We start from the raw sequence: 22282 nt of genomic DNA, 5'->3' as shown, positions 1-22282 counted from the left end.
GATCTTGTCTTGGACAGCATAAGGCCTCGGCTCTTACGTTCGATCGCGTGAGTGAAACCCTGACCAGCCCGAGCCGGAAGGCGAACGGGACGCTGGTGGTGAACCGGGTGCTGGTGAGCGCCCACGCCGTCGCGATCATCGGCCAGCCGGTGTTCGCGGGCGGCTACCTCGGCGGCGATTACGACATGCTCTGGCTGCACCGCTGGGGTGCCGACGCGGTCTCGTACCTGGCGTACGCGCAGATCATCGCGGCCTTGGTCCTCTGGCTGGTGCGCGGACCGCGCTGGCTGTTCTGGATCAGCCTGCTGCTCGCCGCGGGCGAGACCGGCCAGTACCTCGCCGGGATGGCGGGCGCGCTCGATCTGCACATCCCCCTCGGCGTCGCGCTGGTCACCGGAGCGGTGCTGACGACCATCGCCGTCTGGCGGCCGCAGATCTGGCGGGCACGCCGATGAGCCGCCGTCTTCCCCGCAGGACCTTCCTCGGGCTCGCCGGCGGGGCCGGTGTCCTCGCCGCCGCCGGGATCGCTGCTCCCCGCCTGCTCGCGCAAGGCGCGCCGGGGACTGGCGAGTTGCTGCGCAGCGGGCTCCCCTTGCCGGAACCGTTCCGGGTGCCGTTGCCGATCCCGCCAGTCCTGCGTCCACAAAGGACGGCAGACGCCGATCACTACACGATCACCCAGCGGGCGGCGACGGCCGAGATCCTGCCCGGTGTCAGGACGCCGATCTGGGGCTACGAAGGGATCTTTCCGGGTCCGACGATCGAATCGCGGCGGGACCGGACGGTGGTGGCGCATCATCGCAACGAGCTTCCCGTGCCGACCGTGGTCCACCTCCACGGCGGGCACACGCCGGCCGATTCCGACGGCTACCCGACCGATCTCGTCCTGCCGCGGTCCGGCTGGAACACCGCGCACGCCGGGCACGGCATGGTCGACGCCCGTGCCCGGATCTCGAACGGGGAGCGCGACTACGTCTTCCCACTGCGGCAACGGGCCGCGACGCTGTGGTACCACGACCATCGCATGGATTTCACCGGTCCGGCCGTGTACCGGGGCCTGGCCGGATTCCACCTCGTCCGCGACGACGAGGAAGACGCCCTGGGCCTCCCGTCGGGCGAACGTGAACTGCCGCTGATGATCGCCGACCGTTCCTTCGACGAGCACGGCGAGTTCGCCTATCCCTCCCTCGACCGCTCGCTGCGGACCACACCGGGAGTCGAAAGTGCTTACGTGGAGGGCGTTTTCGGTGACGTCATCCTCGTCAACGGCGCGCCGTGGCCGGTGCACGAAGTCGCGGCCGCGCGGTACCGGCTGCGCCTCCTCAACGGTTCCAACGCGCGGCGGTACGACCTGGCGCTCGACCCGCCGCCGCCCGGTGGAGGCGGTTTCGTGCAGATCGGCGCCGACCAGGGCCTGCTCGACGCACCGCGCGCACACGACCATCTCCCCATCGCCCCGGCGGAACGGTACGACGTCGTCGTCGACTTCGGCCGATATCCGGTCGGCACCGAGGTCACCCTCGTGAACCGGCTCGGCACCGGCTCGACCGCCCAGGTCATGCGGTTCGTCGTCGCGCGCCGTGCGGCGGACGACAGCCGGGTTCCCGCGAAGCTCAGCGACATCCCGCCGCTGCCCCGCGAGCAGGCCACGACCACGCGCGACTTCTCGTTCCGCGCGGGCGCCGTCCACGGTCGTTCGGGCTGGGTGATCGGCGGGGAGCCGTTCTCGCCGGACCTCATATCGGCGAGCCCGCGCCTCGGCGACACCGAGATCTGGCGATTCGTCGCCGACATCCACCATCCCGTGCATCTGCATCTGGTGGGATTCCGGATCCTTTCGCGTGGCGGGCGGCCGCCGGGGCCGTTCGACGGCGGGATCAAGGACACCGTCGATCTGGCCCCGGGCGAATCGGTCGAGGTCATCGCCCGCTTCGACGGCTATCGCGGCCGGTACGTCTTCCATTGCCACAACGCCGAACACGAGGACATGGCGATGATGGCGAACTTCGAGGTGGTCTAGCGGACGGGGTTGGTCAACTCCCCGATCCCCTCGATCGCGACGGTGACCTCGTCCCCCGGCTCCATCGGCCCGACCCCGGCCGGGCTGCCGGTGAGGACGACGTCGCCGGGGCGCAGGGTGAACCAGCGGGTCACCCACGCGAGGATCTCCGGCACACCGAAGATCATCTCCCGTGTGGTGGCCCGCTGGACGAGCCGATCGTTGATCCGCGTGGTCACCTCGAGGTCTCCGTTCTCGATACCGGTGGTGATCCAGGGCCCGAGCGGCAGGAACGTGTCGGCGCTCTTGGCCCGCGCCCATTGACCGTCGGCCCGCCAGTCGTGCGCGGTGACGTCGTTGGCGCAGGTGTAGCCCAGGACGTGCGCCAAAGCGTTTTCGACGGTCAGGTTCCGCGCGGTCCTGCCGATGACGACGGCCAGTTCGCCCTCGTACTCCAGGCGTTCGACCTGTCGCGGGTGCAGGATCGGCCGCCCCGGACCGGTGACGGCGTTCGGGGCCTTGAGGAACAGGGCGGGCCGCTCGGGCCACGGGCGGCCCTTTTCCTTCAGCTGGCAGGGATAGTTGCTGCCCACGCAGACGATCGTGCGCGGCTCGCACGGCGCGAGCAGCCGGACCCCGGACAGCGGGCCGACGACCTCGCCAGGGCCGGTGTCCGGGTCGTACGCGCGGACGACGTCACCTTCGACGCAGCCCGTCCTGGCGGCCTCCTCCCGGCCGAAGCGGATCAGTCTCATGCCGGCCCGCCGAGCGCTTCACGGACCAGTTCGAGCGGATGCCACGCCGTACGGCCGGCCCCGTGGAAGATCTGCTGCCGGCACGAAACGCCGGTGGCGGCGACCAGTGTTCCGGCCGGTTCCCGCTCCAGCGCGGGGAAGAGCCGGTCGCGGCCGACGGCCATCGAGGTCTCGTAATGCTCGGCCTCGAAGCCGAACGAACCCGCCATCCCACAGCATCCGGAGTCGATCTCGGCGACCTCCAGCCCCGGGATACGGCGCAGGAGCGCCATCGTGGCGGCGGTGCCGACCTCCGCCTTCTGGTGACAGTGGCCGTGGAAGACCACACGCCGACCGCTCAGCCACGATCGTTCCGGCAGGTTCAGCCTGCCGTCGTCGATGGCCTCGACGAGCAGTTCCTCGACCTGGCGGACCCGCTCCTCGACCTGCCGCGCTTCGGGAAGGTCCGGCAGCAGCGCCAAAGTCTCGTCGCGCAAGGTGAACACGCACGACGGCTCACAGCCGACGATCGGCGATCCCGGTTCGGTGTCACGCGCCAAGGACGTGACCAATCCGGTGGCCTTCTTCTTGGCGTCGTCCAGCAGGCCTTTGGACAGGCTCGACCGTCCGCAGCAGCCACCGGACGCGAGCTCCACCGCCCAGCCCGCGGTTTCGAGCAGTTCGATCGCCGCCTTGCCGATCTGCGGTTCGGTGAAGGTGGTGAAGGAATCCGCGAGCCAGTTCACCGTGCCCGCCGTCCCCGGCGCCGTCACCCGGCGGCGATTCCAGCGCACTAGGTTGTCCCGCGCGAACTTCGGCAGCGGACGTTCGGCCTTGATGCCGACGGCCCGCTCCATGAGCCTGCGGAGCGGGCCGATCCGACCGGGCACATTGGACAGTGGCGCGGTCGCCGAGCCGAGCCGGTTGAGGAACCGGATCGAGCCGAAGATCCGCGACCGCAGCGGGGTGCCGTGCTCCTCGTGGTGCTGGTGCAGGGTTTCGGCCTTGAGCGAGGCCATGTCGACGCTCATCGGGCATTCGCTCTTGCACGCCTTGCACATCAGGCACAGGTCGAGGATCTCGTGCAGGCGTTCCCCGCCGAGTGCGGCCTTCGGATCCGGTTCGGAAAGCGCCTTGACCAGTGCGTTGGCCCGGCCGCGCGTGGAATGTTCCTCCTGCAGGGTGACCTGGTACGACGGGCACATCACCCCACCGGTGGTCTTGCGGCACAACCCGATGTTCATGCAGCGGTCGGCGGCGTCGCGCATCCCGCCGACGACCTCGAACGACAGCATCGTCCGCAACGGCGGCGCGGGCGGCAGGGCGTCGCGGTCGCGCAGGTTCTCGGTCATCGAGGGCGCGTCGACGATCTTGCCGGGGTTCATCGTGCCCACGGGATCGAAGAGTTTCTTGACCTGGCGCATGGCTTCGTAGAGTTCGTCGCCGAAGATCTCGCGGTTGAACTCCGAGCGGGCGAGGCCGTCGCCGTGTTCGGAGGAGTTCACGCCGCCGAATTCGGCCACGAGATCCTTGATCTTCTCCGCGACCGCGCGCATCGTGTCGACCTGCGCGGGGTCGGTGAGGTCGACGAACGGCCGGATGTGCAGGCAGCCGACCGAACAATGGCCGTAGAACCCGGCTTCGAGCCGGTGCTCGTCGAGGATTTCCTTGAACCGCGCGGTGTATTCCGCGAGGTGCTCGGGGTCGACGGCGGTGTCCTCGATGAACGCCAGCGGCCGCTTGGTCCCCTCGCCTGCCGCCATCAATAGGCCGAGACTGGACTTCCGCACCTTGAGCAGCGCCGCCTGTTCGGCGGCCGTGACGAGTTTGAGCGTGTGGTAACCGTGCCCGTTACGCTCCCAAAGCGCGGCCACCTCGTCGAGTTTGGCCGCCAGCACGGTCTCGTCGTCGCCGGAAAACGACACGAACAGCAGTGCCTCCGGATCACCGACGAGATGGTTGCCGAGATCGGCGTACTCGATCTTCCGCCGTGACAGATCGAGGATCGTCTTGTCCATCATCTCGACCTGATGCGGCCCGCAGCTGAGCGCGTCGAGCGTCGCCGAAATCGCGCCGTGCGTCGTCTCGAAATGCCCGACCGCGTAGACGGTCTTCCTCGGCTTGGGCACCAGATCGACTTCGATCCGGGTGGCCAGCACGAGCGTGCCCTCCGCCCCGACGACGAATTTGGCGAGGTCGAAGGGTTTGTCGTCACCGTATCCGGAGAGCCGGTCGAGCCGGTAGCCGCACGCCCGCCGCCAGAACATCGGCATGCCCTTGGCGATGGCGTCCTCGTGCGCGGTGACGAGTTCGGGGAGTTCGCGGTAGATACGGCCTTCGAGCGTGTCCGCCTCGGCGCGCCGCAGGCGTTCGGTCTCGCTCACCGGTTCCAGGCGGGCGGTGGAACCGTCGGCGAGGACGACGTCCAGCGCGCGGACGTGGTCGATGGTCATCCCGAAGGTCAGCGACCCGGAACCCGCCGAGTTGTTGCCGACCATGCCGCCGATCGTGGCGCGGTTGCTGGTGGAGGTGTCGGGCCCGAACATCAGTCCGTGCGCGGCCGCCGCCTGGTTGAGCTGGTCCTGGACGACGCCGGGTTCGACGACGGCGGTCCGCGCGACGGGGTCGAGGGCGATGATGCGGTTCATGTGCCGCGACAGGTCGAGCACCAGACCGGGGCCGACGGTCTGCCCGGCCAGGCTGGTACCCGCCCCACGCGGGACGACGGGCACGCCGAACTCCGCCGCGGTGGCGACGGCCGCGGCGACGTCCTCCTGGTCGACGGGGAACACGACCCCGCGCGGCATGATCGAGTACATGCTCGCGTCGCGGGAGAACAGGTGGCGCGTGTAGTCGTCGAAGGCGACTTCCCCGGTGATCCGGGCACGCAACGCGTCTTCGAGAAGGCTGGTCATCGGCGGGCCCTCAGTCGTTCTGCAGCAGTTCGAGGGCGTCCTGCAGCCCGCGTGGATCGGCCGGGGCGCCGGCGAGTGTCAGTCCCATTTGGACTCCCGCGAGGGTGCCGGCGAGGGTGAGATCGTTGAACGCGCCGAGATGCCCGATCCGGAAGATCTTCCCGGCGAGTTTGCCCAGTCCCGCGCCCAAAGACAGGTCGAACCGGTCGAGGATGATCGCGCGGACCTTGTCGGCGTCGATCCCCTCGGGCATCAGGACCGCGGTCAGCGCGCCGGAATGCTCGCGCTCGTCCTGGCACAGGACCTCCAGGCCCCAGCCGCGGACGGCGGCACGTGTGGCGGCCGCGTGCCGGGCGTGGCGTGCGAAGACGTTTTCGAGCCCCTCGTCGTAGAGCAGGCGCAAGGCCTCCCGCAGGCCGTACATGAGATTCGTATTGGGGGTATAGGGGAAGAATCCGCGTTCGTTCGCGGTGAGCATCGGGCCCCAGTCCCAGAAGATCTTCGGCAGGCTCGCGGTTTTGGCGGCGTCGAGGGCCTTGTCGCTGATCGCGTTGAAACTCATCCCCGGCGGGAGCATCAGGCCCTTCTGTGAGCCCGCGACGGTGACGTCGACACCCCATTCGTCGTGCCGGTAGTCGATCGAGCCCAGCGACGAGATCGTGTCGACGAGCAGGAGCGCGGGATGTCCGGCGGCGTCGATCGCGGCGCGGATCTCCGGGATCCGGCTGGTGACACCGGTGGAGGTCTCGTTGTGGACCACGCAGACCGCCTTGATCCGGTGCGCGGTGTCGGCGGCGAGCCGGTCGGCGACCACCTCGGGATCGGCACCACGTCGCCAGTCGCCGGGCACGAAGTCGACGTGCAAGCCGAGCACCTGCGCCATTTCTTGCCACAGCGTGGCGAAATGGCCGGTCTCGAAAGCCAGGACGGTGTCGCCGGGGCTGAGGGTGTTGGTGAGCGCAGCTTCCCACGCACCGGTCCCGGTGGCGGGATAGATGACGACCGGGTTCGTGGTGCCGAAGACGGGCTTGATGTCGCGCAGCAGCCGCGTCGCCAGCTCCTGGAACTCCGGTCCGCGGTGGTCGATGGTCGCCGCCGACATCGCCCGGAGCACCACGTCGGGCACGTTCGTCGGCCCGGGGATCTGCAGGAAGTGCCGTCCGGCCGCGTATGTCATGTGCGCCTCCACGCTCGGCTTCGAAGGTTTCGGGAACGGGACCTTGGTCTCACCGCTTGAACGGTATACCGTGTACCAAACTCCGTCGAGGGGGTACCCGAAACAACTTCGACCCGATTCCCTGAATGTGTCAGCGCCGACCGCAGAGGATTCCGATGTCCATACAACTCGTCACCGTCGTGGCGCTCGCCCTGGTCTTCCTGATCGCGACCGTGCTCCCCGTCCACATGGGAGCGTTGGCTTTCGTCGCCGCCTTCGTGATCGGCACGGTCTTCGCCGGGGAGAGCACCGACGACATCGTCTCGGGCTTTCCCGGCGATCTCTTCGTCATCCTGGTCGGGGTGACGCTGCTGTTCGCCATCGCCAAAGGCAACGGCACCGTCGACCGGCTCGTGCGCCTGGTGGTGCGCGCCGTCGGCGGCCGGATCGCCCTGATCCCGTGGGTGATGTTCGTGGTCACCGCGGCCTTGACCGCGGTCGGCGCGGTGGTGCCGGCGGCGGTGGCGATCATCGCGCCGATCGGGATGGGATTCGCCCGCCGCTACTCGATCAACCCGATGCTGATGGGCCTGCTGATCATCAACGGCGCCAGCGCGGGCGGCTTCTCCCCCATCAGCATCTTCGGCAGCATCGTCAACGGCGTCGTCGCCCGCGACAACCTGCCGAGCGATCCGGGGCTGCTCTTCGCGTCGTCGTTCGTCTTCAACCTGGTGCTGAGTGTCGTGGTGTTCTTCCTCTTCGGCGGCCGTGAACTGATCCGCCGGTCGTCGGCCAAGCCCAAGGTCGCCGCGCTCGCGCACAGCGGTTCCTCGGGGGTGACGACGTTGACCGGCACACCTTCCAGCGGTGGCACCGAGGAGCCCGAGGAACGCCTTCCGCTCACGCGCGACCATGTGTTCACGCTGATCGGGCTGGCGGCGCTGGCGGTGGGCACGCTGGTGTTCAAACTCGACGTCGGCTTCACCGCGCTGACCGTGGCGACCGTGCTGTCACTGGTCTCGCCGGGATCGGCCAAGGCAGCCGTGGGCGAGGTGGCGTGGCCGACGGTGCTGTTGATCTGCGGGATCGTCACCTTCGTCTCGCTGATGGAGCGGGTCGGCACGATCGACTGGCTCGGCACCCTGGTGACGCGGATCGGTTCGCCGCTGCTGGCCGCGATCCTGATCTGCGCGATCGGTGCGGTGGTCTCGGCGTTCGCGTCGACGACCGGGATCCTCGGCGCGCTCATCCCGCTCGCGGTTCCGTTCCTGCTGGCGGGCGAGGTCGGCGCGGTCGGCATGATCATCGCGCTGGCGATCTCGTCCTCGGTCGTCGATTCGTCGCCGTTCTCCACCAGCGGCGCGCTGGTCGTGGCGAACGCGCCTGCCGGGCAGAACGACAAAGTGTTCCGGGGCTTGATGATCTGGGGATTCAGCATGTGCGCGATCGCGCCGATCGCGACCTGGCTGTTGTTCATTCTGCCCGGCTGAGGCTCAAACATAGCGTGATCGAACCCCTGCCACGCGGGATTCCGGAATGACTCGCCGGGATCACCCGGCGACATGTGTCCACAATGGACACCTTGCGCGAACTATGCACCCGATTGATGTCATGATGTCCGGTTCCCACAGGGGTCGTGAGTGGTAAAGAGAGTTAGAACGACCATTGCCACTCACGACCCGCGGGCAATACTGCGCAAAGTGCCCAAATCAGACGTTGCGATCTCAGCAAGTGTCCTTTTTGGACAGTTCGAGGAGTACGCCAGGTATCACTCAGGACCAACCCGCGCCCTTCGGCTACCGGCGCCGGCGCTCCTCCAGCCAGCGTTCCGAGTCGGGGGTGCCGCCGTCGAGCTGATCCACCACCGCGTCGAGGAAGCTGCCGTGACCGTGATCGGCCAGCGCCCGCAACACCGCTTCGGGATCTCCACCTTCGATGATCGTGAGCAGCTCGCGGTGCCGTTCGACGTTCTGCATCAACGATTCGCCGTCACGGCGGGCGCTGCGGTTGAGGGCCATGCACAGCTGCATCTGCAGGGAAAGCGCGCGATAGGCCTCGGTGACCCGCTCGTGCCCGGCCAGCGCGACGATCGACTGATGGAAGTCGTACTTCCGTTGCGTGAAAACACCTTCGTCGCCGTCGCGGCCCGCCTGCTCGAACGCCGCGAGGGCGTCGCGGCACGCTTGCAACCGCTCCGGCGAACGGACCGGGATCCCGATCCGGACAGCGAAGGCTTCGAGTTCTTCGCGCAGGGTGACGATTTCGTAGACGTCGTGGCGGGTCAGCGGGCGGACGATGACGCCACGCCGCGGATGGGGCACGACGAGTCCCTCGAACGCCAAGACCTGCAACGCTTCGCGCAGCGGCGGACGGGACACCCCGAGCCGCTCGGTGAGTTTGGCCTCGACCAAACGCGTGCCGGGCGGGAGTTCGCCGGAAAGTATCATCGCGCGCAGCGCCCGGGTGGCCAGGTCGGCCATGCTCGGTGGCGCGACGATCCGGCCGTCCTCGTCCTGCACGGAACTCATGGTCATACGGACCCCTCCCTGCCTGTATACGGTATATCAATCACCGTCTTCGCGCGTGAGCGGTAGGTCACTTCATATTCGGTTGGACAATCCGTCCAGCACTTATACAGTCGGTCTCGTGACCAACGAGCATCCGTATCCGCCCGCCTTCCGCAGCGGTGACCTGGTTTCCGTGTCCGGACGGCTCGGCGTGACCGAGACCGGGGCGCTGGTGTCCGGCGGATTCGACACCGAATGCCCGCAGGCCTTCGCCAACCTCGACGCCGCGCTGCGTTCGGTGGGCGCGACCCGCGCGGACGTGGTGAAGGTCGTCGTCTACCTGACCGACATCGCCGACCGCGACGGCCTCAACCGGGTCTACGAGGAGTTCTTCTCCGAGCCCAGGCCGGCCCGTACCTGTGTCGGGGTCGCGTCCCTGCCGTACGGCGGCGTCGTCGAAGTCGAGGCCCTGGCCCGAGTACGCGATGTCTGAGCAGGACGCGATCCTCGACGCGCTCGCCCCGGTCGCCGACGGCATCGCGGCGACGCTCGGCTCGTTCTGCGAGGTCGTGGTGCACGACTTCCGCCGTCCGGAACAGTCGGTGGTCGCGATCGCCGGCTCGGTCACCGACCGCACCGTCGGCGGGTCGATGAGCGAGATCGGCATGGGCCTGCTCGCCCGCGGCGACGACGCCGAAGACCAGCTGAACTACGTCACACGGACGGCGTCCGGGAAGCTCGTGAAGTCTTCGACCATGCTGCTGCGCGACAGCGGCGGCTCGGTGTTCGGGGCATTGTGCGTGAACCTCGACGTCACCGCGCTGGGGCAGCTGCGGACCCTCGTCGGCGAACTCGCCGATGTCGGCACCGCCGCCGAAACGCCGACCACCACCTTCGGCGACGACGTCGACGCGGTGGTCGACGCGATCGTCGACGAGCACCAACTCCGGCTGAACAAACCGTGGACCGCGCTCAGCCGCGAAGAACGTCTCGACCTGTTCCGCAGCCTGCACGCGCGTGGCGTCTTCGCCGTGCGGCGGGCCGTTCCCCAGGTCGCGGCGCGGATCGGGATCTCCCGCGCCTCCGCCTACAACTATCTCGCCGAAATCCGTGAACAAGGAGCATCATGACCGCCCCCGTGACCATCGACGACATCCGCGACGCGGCCGCCCGCCTGGCCGGGGTCGCGCACCGGACGCCGGTCGTGCGTTCCCGCACCCTCGACGAGCTCGTCGGCGCAGAGGTCTTCATCAAATGCGAGAACCTCCAGCGCGTCGGCGCCTTCAAGTTCCGCGGCGCGTACAACGCCGCCTCCCGGCTCTCGCCGGAGCAGCTGGCCAAGGGCATCGCCGCGTACTCCTCGGGCAACCACGCTCAGGCCGTCGCCCTGGCCGCGCGCGAACTCGGGAGCAGCGCGGTCATCCTGATCCCGGAGGACACCCCGCAGTCCAAAAAGGACGCCACCGCGGGTTACGGCGCCGAGATCGTCACCTACGACCGGTACACCGGCGACCGCGTCGCCATCGGTGAGGCGCTGGCGGCCGACCGCGGTCTCGCGCTCATCCCGCCCTACGAGCACCCGCACGTGATCGCGGGACAGGGCACGGCGGCGCTGGAACTGCTGGAGGACACCGATTCCCTGGACACGCTCGTCGTCCCGGTCGGCGGTGGCGGCCTGATCGCGGGCAGCTCGACCGCCGCGAAGGCCGTGCGGCCCGGCATCCGAGTGGTCGGTGTCGAACCCGCCGCGGGCGACGACACCAAACGCTCACTGGAGGCGGGGGAATGCGTGTCGATCCCGGTGCCGCGGACCATCGCCGACGGCCAGGCCGCTTCCGTCCCCGGCGAACTGACGTTCTCGATCAACCGGCGGCTCGTGGACGACATCGCGCTGGTCACCGACGAGCAGGTCCGGGACGCGATGCGGTTCGCGTTCGAACGGCTGAAGCTCGTCATCGAACCGAGCGGGGCGACCGGGCTCGCCGCGCTGCTCAGCGGCCGGATTCCCGCCTCGGGCCGGGTCGGGGTGATCATCAGCGGCGGGAACGTCAGCCCGGAACGCTTCGCCGAACTGATCGCCGGCTGACCTCTCCGCATTTAGTCCTCTGGATGCGGCCGTCCGTGAAGGCCTCCTTGAGGGACCCTGGGTCCCTCAAGGAGGCCTTCACGGACTTGCGCTCACAGACCGAGCCCGCCCGCCAGCACCGGCCAGGAGTTCCGCAGCGCCCGCTGCCAGTACGGCCAGCTGTGCGTACCGTCGCCGTAGTAGTCGACGGTCGCCGGAATCCCCTTGGCCTTCAACCGATCCGTGAAGGTCACCGACGAAGCCAGCGCCTGCGGCTCGAAGATGTCGGACTGGCCCGGCGGGTCGAGCGGGCCGGTCCTGCCGTTCCCGCACGAGATGTAGAGCGCCGTGCCGCGCAGGCCGTCGATGTTGTCGTACGGGTTGTTCGCCGTCCAGATCGGCCGCATCCCCCAGCTGTCGCCCCAGAGTTCCAGGTAGTTGAAGATCCCCGCGCGGGCCAGGATCCCCTGGATGAACAGCGGCGCGCCCTGGTTGAGCGTGTTCGGCACCCCGCTGTAGGACGCCGCCGCGGTGAACATCCCCTTGTGCTTGTACGAATACGCGAGCGCGCCGTACCCGCCGATCGACAGTCCGGCTACCGCCCGGCGGGTGCCCGCCCGGTAGCCGCGTTCGACGATCTGCCGCACTTCCAGCGTGTGGAAGGTGTCCCAGTCGGGCGTGCTCCTGAGCCCGAAGTTCCACCACTTCGTGTACATACCGGCCGGGCCGCCCGTCGGCATGACGACGAGGGCGTCCTTGTCCGCGGTGAACGCCTTGACGTCGGTGAACTGGTCCCACGAGCGGTAGTCGACCGGTTCGCAGCAGCCGTGCAGCAGGTACAGCGTCGGCCACGTCCGCGTCGGTTGCGCGGCCCAGCCGGTCGGCACCAGCAGGCGGACCATGCCGGTGGTGCCGAGCGCGGGCGAACTGATCTTGAGGTCGACCGTGCGCGCGTCCAGCCAGGTCTCCTCGACGACCTTCGCCCCGTTGTCGGCGGACACCGGCGCGGGCGCCGCGCTCGCCGGGATCGAGCTTCCGAGCAGGGCCACCATGGCCAGCGCCAGCAGACCCCACCGCCGGGTTCGCTTCATCACTTCTCCTCGCTCACAACGGGATGTTTCCGTGTTTCTTGGCCGGGAGGGTCTGCCGTTTGGTCCGCAGCGCGTCCAGGGCCCTCGCCACTTGAAGGCGGGTCTGCGACGGCGCGATGACCTGATCGACATAACCGCGTTCCGCCGCCACATAGGGGTTCGAATGCCGTTCCCGGTACGCCTCGGTGAGCCGCCGTCGTTCCGCGGTCCGCCGCTCCGGTGGCAGCGCGGCGAGTTCATGCCGGTGCAGCACCCGCACCGCGCCCTCGGCGCCCATCACCGCGATCTCGGCGGTGGGCCACGCCAGGTTGACGTCCGCGCCGAGGTGTTTCGACCCCATCACCGCGTACCCGCCGCCGTAGGCCTTGCGGATCACGACGGTCACCTTCGGCACGGTCGCTTCGGCGTAGGCGTAGATCAGTTTGGCGCCCCGCCGGATGATCCCGTGCCGTTCCTGCGCCTCACCGGGCAGGTAGCCGGGGACGTCGGCGAGGGTGAGGATCGGGATGCCGAAGGCGTCGCAGAACCGGACGAAGCGCGCCGCCTTCTCCGAGGCGTCGATGTCGATCACGCCCGCCTGATGCCGCGGCTGGTTCGCCACGACCCCGACCGTGCGGCCCCGCACCCGGCCGAACGCGCAGATCATGTTCGGCGCGAAGGCACTGTGGATCTCGGTGAACTCGCCGTCGTCGACAAGCCGCGAGATCACCTCGGTCATGTCGTAGGCCTGGTTCAGCGAGTCGGGCACCAGGCGGTCGAGTTCGAGATCGGCGGCGGTGAGTTCCGGATCTGTCTCGTCGGCGTATTCCGGTGCGGCGTCGAGATTGTTGGACGGCAGGTAGCCGAGCAAGGTCTGCACCCAGTCGATGGCGTCGTGCTCGTCGGCGGCCCGATGGTGGGCGTTCCCGGAGACCTCGCTGTTCACCGCGGCGCCACCGAGCCGCTGGGCGGACACCCGCTCGCCGCTGACGGCGTGCACGACGTCCGGCCCGGTGACGAACATGTGCGCGGTCTCGTCCACCATCACGGTGAAGTCGGTGATCGCCGGCGAGTACACCGCCCCGCCCGCACACGGCCCCATGATCAGCGAGATCTGCGGGATGACCCCGGACGCGAGCGCGTTGCGCCTGCCGAGTTCGGCGTAGTAGGCCAGCGAGACGACGCCTTCCTGGATCCGGGCGCCGCCGGAGTCGTTGATGCCGACCACGGGGCAGCCCAGCGTCATCGCGAGATCCATCACCTTGAGGACCTTCTCGCCGAAGACCTCGCCCATGCTGCCGCCGAACACGGTGAAGTCCTGCGAGAACACGCAGACCTGCCTGCCGTCGACGGTGCCGTGCCCGGTCACCACGCCGTCGCCGTACGGGCGGTTGGCGTCCATCCCGAACTCGGTGCACCGGTGCCGGGCGAACTGGTCGAGCTCGACGAAGGAATCCTGATCCAGCAACAGTTCGACGCGTTCGCGCGCGGTCAGTTTGCCCTTGGCGTGCTGCCGGTCGACCGCCCGTTTCTCGGCGATCCGGAGATCTTCCCGGCGGGCGGCGAGGTCCGCGATCCGGAATGCCGTCGTGTCGGTCATGGCCGCGCCGCCTTGGGCGCCCCGAGCCGGGCCGCGAGCGCGGCGGCGACCACCTCGACATGCGGCGGGTCGATCATCGACAGGTGATCGCCCGGTACCCGCACGACCTCCAGATCCGCGCAGAAGGCGTCCCAACCGAGGGCTTCGTCGGTGCGCAGGTACCGCGGATCGAGGGTGGTGGTCAGCGGATGCGGCTCCTGCGCGCGCATCAGCAGCACCGGCCCGGCATACGGCTCCGGCTGGTACCGTTCGGCCACACGTGCGTCCACATAGGACTCGTACTGGTGCCGCAGCACCCCGTGCCCCATCCCGGGCACCTGCGCGGCGAGGCTGCTGATCACCAGCCGGATCTGTTCGTCGTCGCCGAGCCGGACGAGGTCCTCGCGCGGGATGTCCAGCGGGACGCCGTAGGTCCGCTCGACGTGTTCGGCGAAGCGGTCGAACCGGTCCAGCAGGATCTCGTGCGCCGGTTTCCCCGGCGCGGGCAGCGGCAGGATGCTGTCGATCATGAACACCAGATCGACCCGCTCCCCCGCCGCCGTCAGCCGCCTGGCGGTTTCGTAGGCGAGGCAGCCGCCGAACGACCAACCACCCAGCCGGTACGGGCCTTGTGGCTGGATTTCCCGGATCAGCTCGAGATAGCACTCGGCCTTGTCCTCGACCGTGTCCTCTTCGTCGATCCGTTCCAGCCCGTAGACGGGCCTGCCCTCCGGCAGCAGACGGACGAGCCCTTCGTAGACGCTCGTCGGACCGCCCGCCGGATGGAACAGGAAGACCGGATCCGCGCCGCCCTCGCGCAGTGGCCGGACAGGGCTGCCTCCTCGTCCTTCGATCGCGTCGCGCAGCAGATCGGCCATCGCTGCGATCGTCGGCGTCGCGAACAGCCCTTCGGGGACCGCTCCGAGCTGCCCGGCGAAAACGGCGCGCAGCCGCTCGGCCGCCTCGGCGTCGCCACCGGCGGCGAAGAAGTCGTCGTGGACGCCGGGTTCCGCGCCGCCGAGTTCCGCCTGCCAGTGCCGGGCGATCCAGCGCTCGGCCGGATCGCGGGGCCCGACGACCGCACTCGGTCCGGCAGGCCGCGAGCCCGCCTCGCCGAACCCGGCCTGTTCCGCGAGATGGTCGGCGAGTTCGCCGAGACTCGCGCCACGCAACAGCAGCGGGATCGGCAGCGGCAGACCGAAGTCGCGCTCCACCACTCCCCTGGCGCGCATGGCGGTGAGGGAATCCAAGCCGAGCCGGGTGAGCGGCGCGTTCCGGTCGATCTCGTCCGCCGCGAGGCCGAGCATCCCGGCGACGAGCCCGGCCAGGTAGTCGGCCAGCATCTCGCGGGCCGCTTCAGGCAGGACGGCCCGCAGCGCGTCCAGTCCGTCCCAAGTGGACTGTCCGGTGACCGGTTCGTCGCCCGGTACCAGGATTTCGAAGAAGGGCCGTCCGGCCAGCCGCGGGAACAGGGCCAGGACGGTCCCGGCGTCGACGCGGGCGATCCCGGTCGAGGCGCGGTCGAGGCGCAGCACGGCGTCCAGCGCCGCCAGCGCCTCCTCCGTACCGAGCGGTTCGAGGACGGGGTTGCGGTTGCCGACGGCCGCTCCGGCCTCGCCCCAGGCGCCCCAGCCGATGGTCGCCGCCGGCAATCCGGCGGCCCGGCGCCACGCGACGAGCGCGTCCACCCACGCGTTCGCGGTGGCGTAGGCGGTCTGCCCCGGCGATCCGAACAGTGCGGCCGCCGACGAGTACGTCAGCCACCAGTCGAGTTCGTGCCCCGCCGTCGCTTCGTGCAAACGCCACGCCCCCAGCGCTTTCGCCCGCCAGACGGCCTCGACCGCGTCTTCGTCGAGGCTGACGGCGGCACCGTCGGACAACACACCGGCCGCGTGCAGGACACCACGCAACGGCAGGCCGCCATCGGTCGCCGCCGCGACCAGCGCTTCGGCCGTCCCTGGCGCGGCGATGTCAGCCGCCACCACGCGGACGTCGACGCCCTGGTCACGCAAATCCGCCAGCATCGGTTCGACGGCGGGGCTCGCACCACGCCGTCCGGAGAGGACGAGCCTGGTCGCGCCGCGTCCGGCCAGCCAGTCCGCCGCGACCAGGCCGAGGCCGCCGAGGCCACCGGTGATCACGTAAGTGCCTTCGCGCACAACGGTTTCACGGCCGGGTTCACCGAGTTCCGGCCGGGCCAGCACCCGGGTGTAGCGCACGCCCTCGCGCCAGGCGATCTCGTCGTCCGGCGCGTCCGCGCGGAGCTCCGCCGCCAGCTTGGCGACCCAGAGCAGGGCGGGATCCGGCTCGGCGTCGAAGTCGACCTGGCTCGCCCGCAGTTCGGGATGTTCGAAGGCGAGAACACGGACCAGTCCGCGCAGCCAGGCTTGGCCGGGATCTCCGCGCTCGCCGGGTTCGACGGCCGACGCGCCCGCGCTGACGAACCACAACCGCGGCTCGCCCGCAGCCAGTTCGGCGACGACACCGGAGAGCGTCGCGACCATCCGCGCGTCCCGCATCGGGTCGGGCTCACCGGACCCGACGCAAACCAGGACTCCCGTGACATCACGGGCTCGCACGGCTTCCGCCAGCGCTGCCCTATCCCCGAGTGGGACGGTCACCAGTTCGTCCCCGGCGAGCCGGTCACGCAACGCCGTCAGCCACGGCGCGTCCTCGTGCAGGACGACCCAACGGCGCGGGCCCGGCGCGGCCGCCGGCAGGTCGGCCTGCCGCCAGACCGTCTCGAACAGCAGGTCCGCCATCGGCACCGGCAGCGCCGAACGCTGGAACCGGCGGCAGTAGACCTCGCGGAACTCGACCAGGACGACACCGTAGGCGTCGACCAGCTGGACCCCGCCGACCAGGCCGTCCCCCGCCGGATCGAGCGAGTCGAGTACGGCGTCGACCCGGACACCGCGGCGTGGGTCGCCGGTGAGCACGACCTCGCCCAAGGTCAGCGGCAGAAACACGCCATCGGCTTCGCGCAGCACGTCCCCGGCGGCCGCGGCCAGCGCGTGCAGGCAGGCGTCGGCGATCACCGGATGCAGCACGTACGCCGGATCGTCGGCGGGCAGGGTGATCGACGCCGAGGCCCGGCCGGGCGCCGCCAGGACATCGCGCAACCCGCGGAAAGCGGGACCGTAACTCTGCCCCACCCCGGCCAGCACCTGATACAGGTCGATCGGCCGGGCGTCGTCGCCGACCGCGCCGAACGGCACCACCGCGGTGTTCCCGTCGCGGACGCGGGCCGTGGCGTGCCGCACCCAGCCGCCGTCCGCGGACCGCGCGTAGACGTCCACTTCGGACGGTCCGGTGCGCAGGCTGGTCGTCACCTCGGTATGCGCGGCCAGCGGGAGGACCCGGTGCAGTTCGAGCCCGCCGACGCGGAGCTGTCCGCCTGGCCGCAGGACCGACTTCGCCGCCGCGAGCGCGAGCTCCAGGAATCCGGCGGCGGGGAACAGCGGGACCCCCATCGCCGCGTGGTCGGCCAGCCAGGGCAGCGTCTCGGTCCCGACGTCCGCGCGCCACAGGTGCCCGCCGCCGGTCGGTTGTTCGATGTGGACACCCAGCAACGGATGCGTGCCACCGGATCGGTTCGCCGGGCGGCGCGGCCAGAACCGCCGGTGCCGCCAGCGCGGACCGGGCAGCTCGACCGGAAGCGGGCGGGGGTCGCCGTCATCGAGTACGACGGGCAGTCCGAGGGTGTGGAGCCGGGCGAGCGTGGTCAGGAATGCCTGTCGCTCGTCGGCCTTGCGGCTCGCGGACGGCACCGCGAGCGCGCCGGTGCTCTGCTCGATCGCGGCCAGTGCCACCGGATGCGGCGAGATCTCGACGAACACGCCGTATCCGTCGGCGGTCGCCGCGGCCAGCGCCTGGCTGAACCGCACCGGACGCCGCAGATTCGCCGCCCAGTAGTCGACGTCGAATACCGGCATCCACTGTGGATCGTCGAGAACGCTGCTGTAGCAGGGAATTTCGGCCGGTCTCGGGGACAGCCCGGCGAGCTCGGCGCGGAACCGGCCGAGCACGGCGTCGACGGCTTCCGAATGGCCCGCGCCGCCGACCGGAAGCCGCTTCGCGAGCCTGCCGAGGCTCTCGACGTGCGACACCAGCGCCTCGACCTGCTCGGCTCCACCGCTGACGGTGCACTGGACCGGTGAGGCGTAGACCGCGACCGTGATCCCGGGGAAGTCCGCTTCCAGATCGGCCAGTTCGGCCGGGGACAGCTCGACCACCGCCATCGCGCCGTCGCCGGAGGCGTCGACCTCGGCCAGCAGCCAGGCGCGGGTGGCCATCACGCGCAGACCGTCGGCGACGTCCAGCGCGCCCGCGACGACGGCGGCCGCGACCTCGCCCATCGAATGCCCGAGCACCGCGGCCGGGACGACACCGTGTGCACGCCAGAGCCCGGCGAGGGCGAGTTGCATGCCGAACAACGCGAGTTGGGTCGCGCCGAGGTCCGGCGGGTCGTAGTCGCCGGAGAACACCGCACGCAGGGAGAATCCGGCTTCGGCCCGGAACACCGGATCGAGGGCGTCCACCTCGGCGCGGAACGCGGGCTCGGTGCGCAGCAGGACACGGCCCATCCCGGGCCACTGGGAGCCGTAACCGGAGAAGACGAACACGACGTCGGACACGGGTGCGGCCTCGCCGAGGACGACGTCGGTGCTCTCGCGTCCGGCGGCCATCGCCCGCAAGGCGTCGGCCACCCGGTCGCGGCCCTCCGCGACGACCGCGCCACGGACGGGCAGGTGGTCCCGGCTCCTGGCCAGCGTCGCGGCGACCGTGTCCAGCGAGACGGACCGGTGGGCGGGGTCTTCGAGCCAGTCGGCCAGATCGGCGGCCCGCGCCCGGAGCACCTCGGCCGAACGAGCGGACAGCGCGAACACGTGCGCCCTCTCGGTTTCCTTCCCCCGGGCGGCGAACGACGCGGCAGGCCACTCTTCGAGGACGACGTGGGCGTTGGTGCCACCGAAACCGAACGCGGAAACCCCGGCGCGCACGACGTCGGAGTAGCGCGGCCAGTTCGTCCCGGTGTCCACCACGCGAAGGCGGAGACCGGCGAAATCGATATGCGGGCTGGGTTCGTGATGATGCGGGGTCGGCGGCAGCCGCCGGTGGACCATCGCGAGGACGACCTTGATCAGCCCGGCCATCCCCGCCGCGCCTTCCAGATGGCCCAGGTTCCCCTTCACCGAGCCGATCAGGAGCGGACGGTCGGGTTCGCGGCCGGAGCCGAGCACCTCGCCGAGCGCGCCGGCTTCGATCGGGTCGCCTACCTCGGTCCCGGTCCCGTGCGCCTCCACGTAGTCCACAGAGGACGGTTCGACGCCCGCCGCCGCGTACGCGTCGCGCAACAGGTCCGCCTGGGCGCCGGGGCTGGGTGCCACGAGACCGTTCGACCGGCCGTCGGAATTGACCGCGCTGCCGCGGATCACCGCGAGCACCCGGTCGCCCGCGCGGCGAGCGGCCTTCAGCGGTCTCAGCACGAGCACCCCGCAGCCCTCGCCGCGGGCGATACCGTCGGCGGCGGCGTCGAACGGTTTGCAGTGCCCGTCCGGCGCCAGCACCCCGGCCCGTTCGAAGGACGCGGTGACCGCGGGTGAGAGCAGCAGGTTCACCCCGGCGACGAGCGCCGTCCCGCATTCGCCGCGGCGGAGGCTCTGCACCGCCTGGTGCACGGCGACCAGCGACGACGAGCACGCGGTGTCGAGGGTGAGGCTGGGGCCGCGCAGGTCGAACAGATACGACAGCCGGTTCGCGGCGATACTCGTCGCGGCTCCGGTGGCGGACCAGACGTCGACGGCGGCGGGATCGGCCATCGTCAGGTGGCCGTACTCGCCCGCCGACAGCCCGACGAACACCCCGGTCCGGCTCCCGCGCAGCGTGGACGGCGGGATCCCGGCGTGTTCCAGCGCCGCCCACGCGACTTCGAGCAGCATCCGTTGCTGGGGATCCATCGTCTCGGCCTCGCCCGGCGTGATACCGAAGAATTCGGCGTCGAAACCGGCGATGTCGTCAAGGAATCCGCCGCGGGCGGGGGTCTCCCAGCGGTCTTCCGGGACCTCGCGGATGCCGTCGCGTCCGGCGTCCAGGAGCCGCCAGTACCGCTCCGGGGAGTCCGCGCCGCCAGGCAGACGGCAGCCGACACCCACGATCGCGATCGGTTCCTCTTCACGGCCTTCACCGCCGACGGCCGTGGATTCCTCCACTGTGGACAGACGGGCGGCGAGTGCGGTGATCGTCGGGTACTGCCACACCAGCGTCGGCGGCAACGGGCGGCCGAGGTGCCTGCCCAGCTCCGCCGCCAGTTCCATCGACTCGCGTGAGGAAAGCCCGCTCTCGTGCAGTGGCCGATCGGGATCGATCTGGTCGGCGGGTACTCCGGTTCGTTCGGCCACCCGTGCGATGAGCCAGGCGCGGATCTCCGCGGTCACCCGAGCCGCCGCGCGGTCAGCGAACCGTCCAGATAGGACTTCCGGCAGAGCGCCCGGCTGATCTTGCCGCTGGAGGTGCGCGGGATCTCGCCCGGGGCGAGGAAGACGACGTCGTACGCCCGCAGGCCGTGCGCGGCCGAGACCGCCCGCCGGATCTCGCCGGTCGCCACGACGAGGTCGGCCTCGCTCCCCTTGGCACGCTCCGCCAGCACGACCGCCGCCTCGCCGTCTTCTCGCTCGATCGCGAACGCCGCGGCGGAATGCGGCCGGACCGCGGGATGGGTCTCCACGGTCTGCTCGATGTCCTGCGGATAGTGGTTGCGGCCGTCGACGATGACGAGATCCTTGAGCCTGCCGGTCATGAAAAGTTCGCCGTCGTAGCGCACCCCGAGGTCCCCGGTCGCGAGCCAGCCCGCGCCGGACTCCGGATCGATCGGCGGCAGGCCGAAGACACCGTCCGCGGCGGGCCGTCCCCAATACCCCACTCCGACGTTCGGGCCGTTGACCTGGATCTCCCCCACCCTGCCGGGTTCGACCAGCGCGCCGGTGACCGGGTCGGCGATCCGGACCCGTTGCCCCACCGGGAATCCGCACGAGACGAGCGTGGTGGACGCCGCGCCGGGAAGCGCGGGCGTCGCCAGGCCGGCGGCGAGCTGATCGCGGTCGAAGGCGACCTCTCGCGGCGCCTTGCCCGCCTCGGTGACGGACACGAGCACGGTGGCCTCGGCCAGCCCGTAGGACGACCGGTGCACCTCCGGGCGCAGCCCGCATTCCTCGAAAGCGCCGTGGAACTTCGCGATCGTCGACGGGAGGACCGGCTCGCTGCCGTTGATCAGCGAGACGACCCGGCTCAGTTCGAGGTAGCTCTTCTCGGCCTCGGTCACACGGGAAGCGCTGTAGGCGTAGGCGAAATTGGGTGCCGCGCTGATCGCGCCGGGGCTCGCCGAGAGCGCGCGCAGCCAGCGTGACGGGCGTTCGAGGAAGGCGAGCGGATCCATCAGGACCGACGACACGCCCGCCGCCATGGGCGCGCCGATCCCGAGGATCAGGCCCATGTCGTGGAAGAGCGGCAGCCAGCTGACGGTGGACGTCGTCCCGGTTTCGATCGCGTAGGCGTCGCACGCCTGGCGGGCGTTGGTGAGCGCGTTGCGATGGGTCAGCATCACGCCCGCCGGCGTCCTCGTGGAACCGGACGTGTACTGCAGGTACGCCAGTCCGTCCGGTTCCGGTCGCGGCCAGGAGCGGTCACCGGCCGCGACCGGAGCAGTGGTGTCGACGGCGAGCACGGCGGGGCGCTCGATCGCCGTCGAGGCGAGGAAACCGGCGGCGGCGTCGAGTCCGTCGGTGGTCGTGAGCACGACCCTCGGCGCGCAGTCGGCGAGCACGGCGGCCAGCCTGCCCGCGTGCCCGGGGAGGTCCGGGGCGAACAGCGGGACCGCGACCAGGCCGGCACGGATCGCGCCGAGGAACGCGACGACGTAGTCGACGGACTGCCGCGCCAGGATCGCGGCCCGGTCACCGGCGCCGGTGAACGAGGTCAGCCGGGTGGCGAGGACGTCGACACGTTCGTCGAGTTCCCGCCAGGACAGGGTGATCGCCCGGCCGTCCGCTCCGGCGCGATGGTCGAGGTAGGTCACCGCGACCTCGTCGCCGAGCCGCCACGCCCAGTACCTCAGCAGGGTCGCGAACGATTCCCCACCGGGTGCGTCGTCCGTGCCGCGGGCGGCGACGACCGTTTCCGAAATGGTTTCCATGGCCCCTCGTTTGACGACGTGAGCAGGAGCGGGTGAATTCGGAACGGCGCCGTTGCCGAAAGCGGA

Annotated in this window: 14 protein-coding genes; 6 read left to right on the top strand and 8 right to left on the bottom strand. The window is 70.2% G+C overall.

Annotation, left to right across the window (positions count from 1 at the left end; translation table 11 throughout):
* The first annotated feature begins 47 nt into the window (after positions 1-47).
* Positions 48-455, top strand: a complete 408-nt coding sequence (locus ED92_RS11215) for a hypothetical protein (protein WP_037336683.1) — start codon at positions 48-50, stop codon at positions 453-455.
* Positions 452-2020 carry a multicopper oxidase family protein gene (locus ED92_RS11210; RefSeq protein WP_037336681.1) on the top strand — a complete coding sequence of 523 codons (1569 nt, stop codon included), beginning with the start codon at positions 452-454 and terminating at the stop codon, positions 2018-2020. Before ED92_RS11215 ends, ED92_RS11210 begins: the two co-directional genes overlap by 4 nt.
* Here the strand turns inward: ED92_RS11210 and ED92_RS11205 are convergent.
* Genes ED92_RS11205 through ED92_RS11195 form a run of 3 tightly spaced genes read right to left on the bottom strand, consistent with a single transcriptional unit; the run spans position 2017 to position 6825 of the window.
* Positions 2017-2754 (bottom strand): fumarylacetoacetate hydrolase family protein, encoded by a 738-nt coding sequence (locus tag ED92_RS11205; protein WP_037336679.1) that lies wholly within the window; start codon positions 2752-2754, stop codon positions 2017-2019. The genes ED92_RS11210 and ED92_RS11205 overlap by 4 nt on opposite strands.
* The gene (locus ED92_RS11200; RefSeq protein WP_037336677.1) at positions 2751-5648 is read right to left on the bottom strand and encodes an FAD-binding and (Fe-S)-binding domain-containing protein; all 2898 of its coding nucleotides are present in this window, start codon (positions 5646-5648) and stop codon (positions 2751-2753) included. The genes ED92_RS11205 and ED92_RS11200 overlap by 4 nt, the downstream gene beginning before the upstream one ends.
* Before the next feature lie 10 nt (positions 5649-5658).
* Positions 5659-6825, bottom strand: a complete 1167-nt coding sequence (locus ED92_RS11195; protein ID WP_037336675.1) for an alanine--glyoxylate aminotransferase family protein — start codon at positions 6823-6825, stop codon at positions 5659-5661.
* Between the two features lie 155 nt (positions 6826-6980).
* Between ED92_RS11195 and ED92_RS11190 the strand changes: the two genes are divergently transcribed.
* Complete coding sequence (locus ED92_RS11190) at positions 6981-8294, top strand: SLC13 family permease (protein ID WP_037336673.1); 1314 nt, start codon at positions 6981-6983, stop codon at positions 8292-8294.
* A gap of 306 nt (positions 8295-8600) precedes the next feature.
* On the opposite strand, the gene ED92_RS11185 is transcribed toward ED92_RS11190, so the two are convergent.
* Positions 8601-9338 (bottom strand): GntR family transcriptional regulator, encoded by a 738-nt coding sequence (locus ED92_RS11185; RefSeq protein WP_081975766.1) that lies wholly within the window; start codon positions 9336-9338, stop codon positions 8601-8603.
* 112 nt (positions 9339-9450) lie between these two features.
* On the opposite strand from ED92_RS11185, the gene ED92_RS11180 reads away from it, so the two are divergent.
* Genes ED92_RS11180 through ED92_RS11170 form a run of 3 tightly spaced genes read left to right on the top strand, consistent with a single transcriptional unit; the run spans position 9451 to position 11397 of the window.
* On the top strand, positions 9451-9804 hold the full coding sequence (locus tag ED92_RS11180; protein WP_037336671.1) for a RidA family protein: 354 nt from the start codon (positions 9451-9453) through the stop codon (positions 9802-9804).
* Positions 9797-10441, top strand: a complete 645-nt coding sequence (locus ED92_RS11175) for a transcriptional regulator (protein ID WP_037336669.1) — start codon at positions 9797-9799, stop codon at positions 10439-10441. The genes ED92_RS11180 and ED92_RS11175 overlap by 8 nt, the downstream gene beginning before the upstream one ends.
* Positions 10438-11397, top strand: a complete 960-nt coding sequence (locus tag ED92_RS11170; RefSeq protein WP_037336665.1) for a pyridoxal-phosphate dependent enzyme — start codon at positions 10438-10440, stop codon at positions 11395-11397. Before ED92_RS11175 ends, ED92_RS11170 begins: the two co-directional genes overlap by 4 nt.
* A 92-nt stretch (positions 11398-11489) precedes the next feature.
* On the opposite strand, the gene ED92_RS11165 is transcribed toward ED92_RS11170, so the two are convergent.
* From ED92_RS11165 to ED92_RS11150, 4 genes are read right to left on the bottom strand one after another with little or no spacing between them, the layout of a single operon-like run.
* The gene (locus tag ED92_RS11165; protein WP_037336663.1) at positions 11490-12467 is read right to left on the bottom strand and encodes an alpha/beta hydrolase family protein; all 978 of its coding nucleotides are present in this window, start codon (positions 12465-12467) and stop codon (positions 11490-11492) included.
* 13 nt (positions 12468-12480) lie between these two features.
* Positions 12481-14046, bottom strand: coding sequence for an acyl-CoA carboxylase subunit beta (locus tag ED92_RS11160; protein WP_037336661.1), 1566 nt, complete (start codon positions 14044-14046; stop codon positions 12481-12483).
* Entirely contained in the window at positions 14043-20462 is a 6420-nt protein-coding gene (locus ED92_RS11155) for a type I polyketide synthase (RefSeq protein WP_037336659.1), read from the bottom strand. Before ED92_RS11155 ends, ED92_RS11160 begins: the two co-directional genes overlap by 4 nt.
* Positions 20459-22216, bottom strand: coding sequence for a fatty acyl-AMP ligase (locus ED92_RS11150; protein ID WP_037336657.1), 1758 nt, complete (start codon positions 22214-22216; stop codon positions 20459-20461). The genes ED92_RS11155 and ED92_RS11150 overlap by 4 nt, the downstream gene beginning before the upstream one ends.
* Between the last annotated feature and the right edge of the window lie 66 nt (positions 22217-22282).

Source organism: Amycolatopsis sp. MJM2582 (assembly GCF_000754115.1).
Classification (GTDB): domain Bacteria; phylum Actinomycetota; class Actinomycetes; order Mycobacteriales; family Pseudonocardiaceae; genus Amycolatopsis; species Amycolatopsis japonica.
Note: the sequence above shows the minus strand (reverse complement) of the source record. Positions and strands in the feature narration are given on the sequence as shown.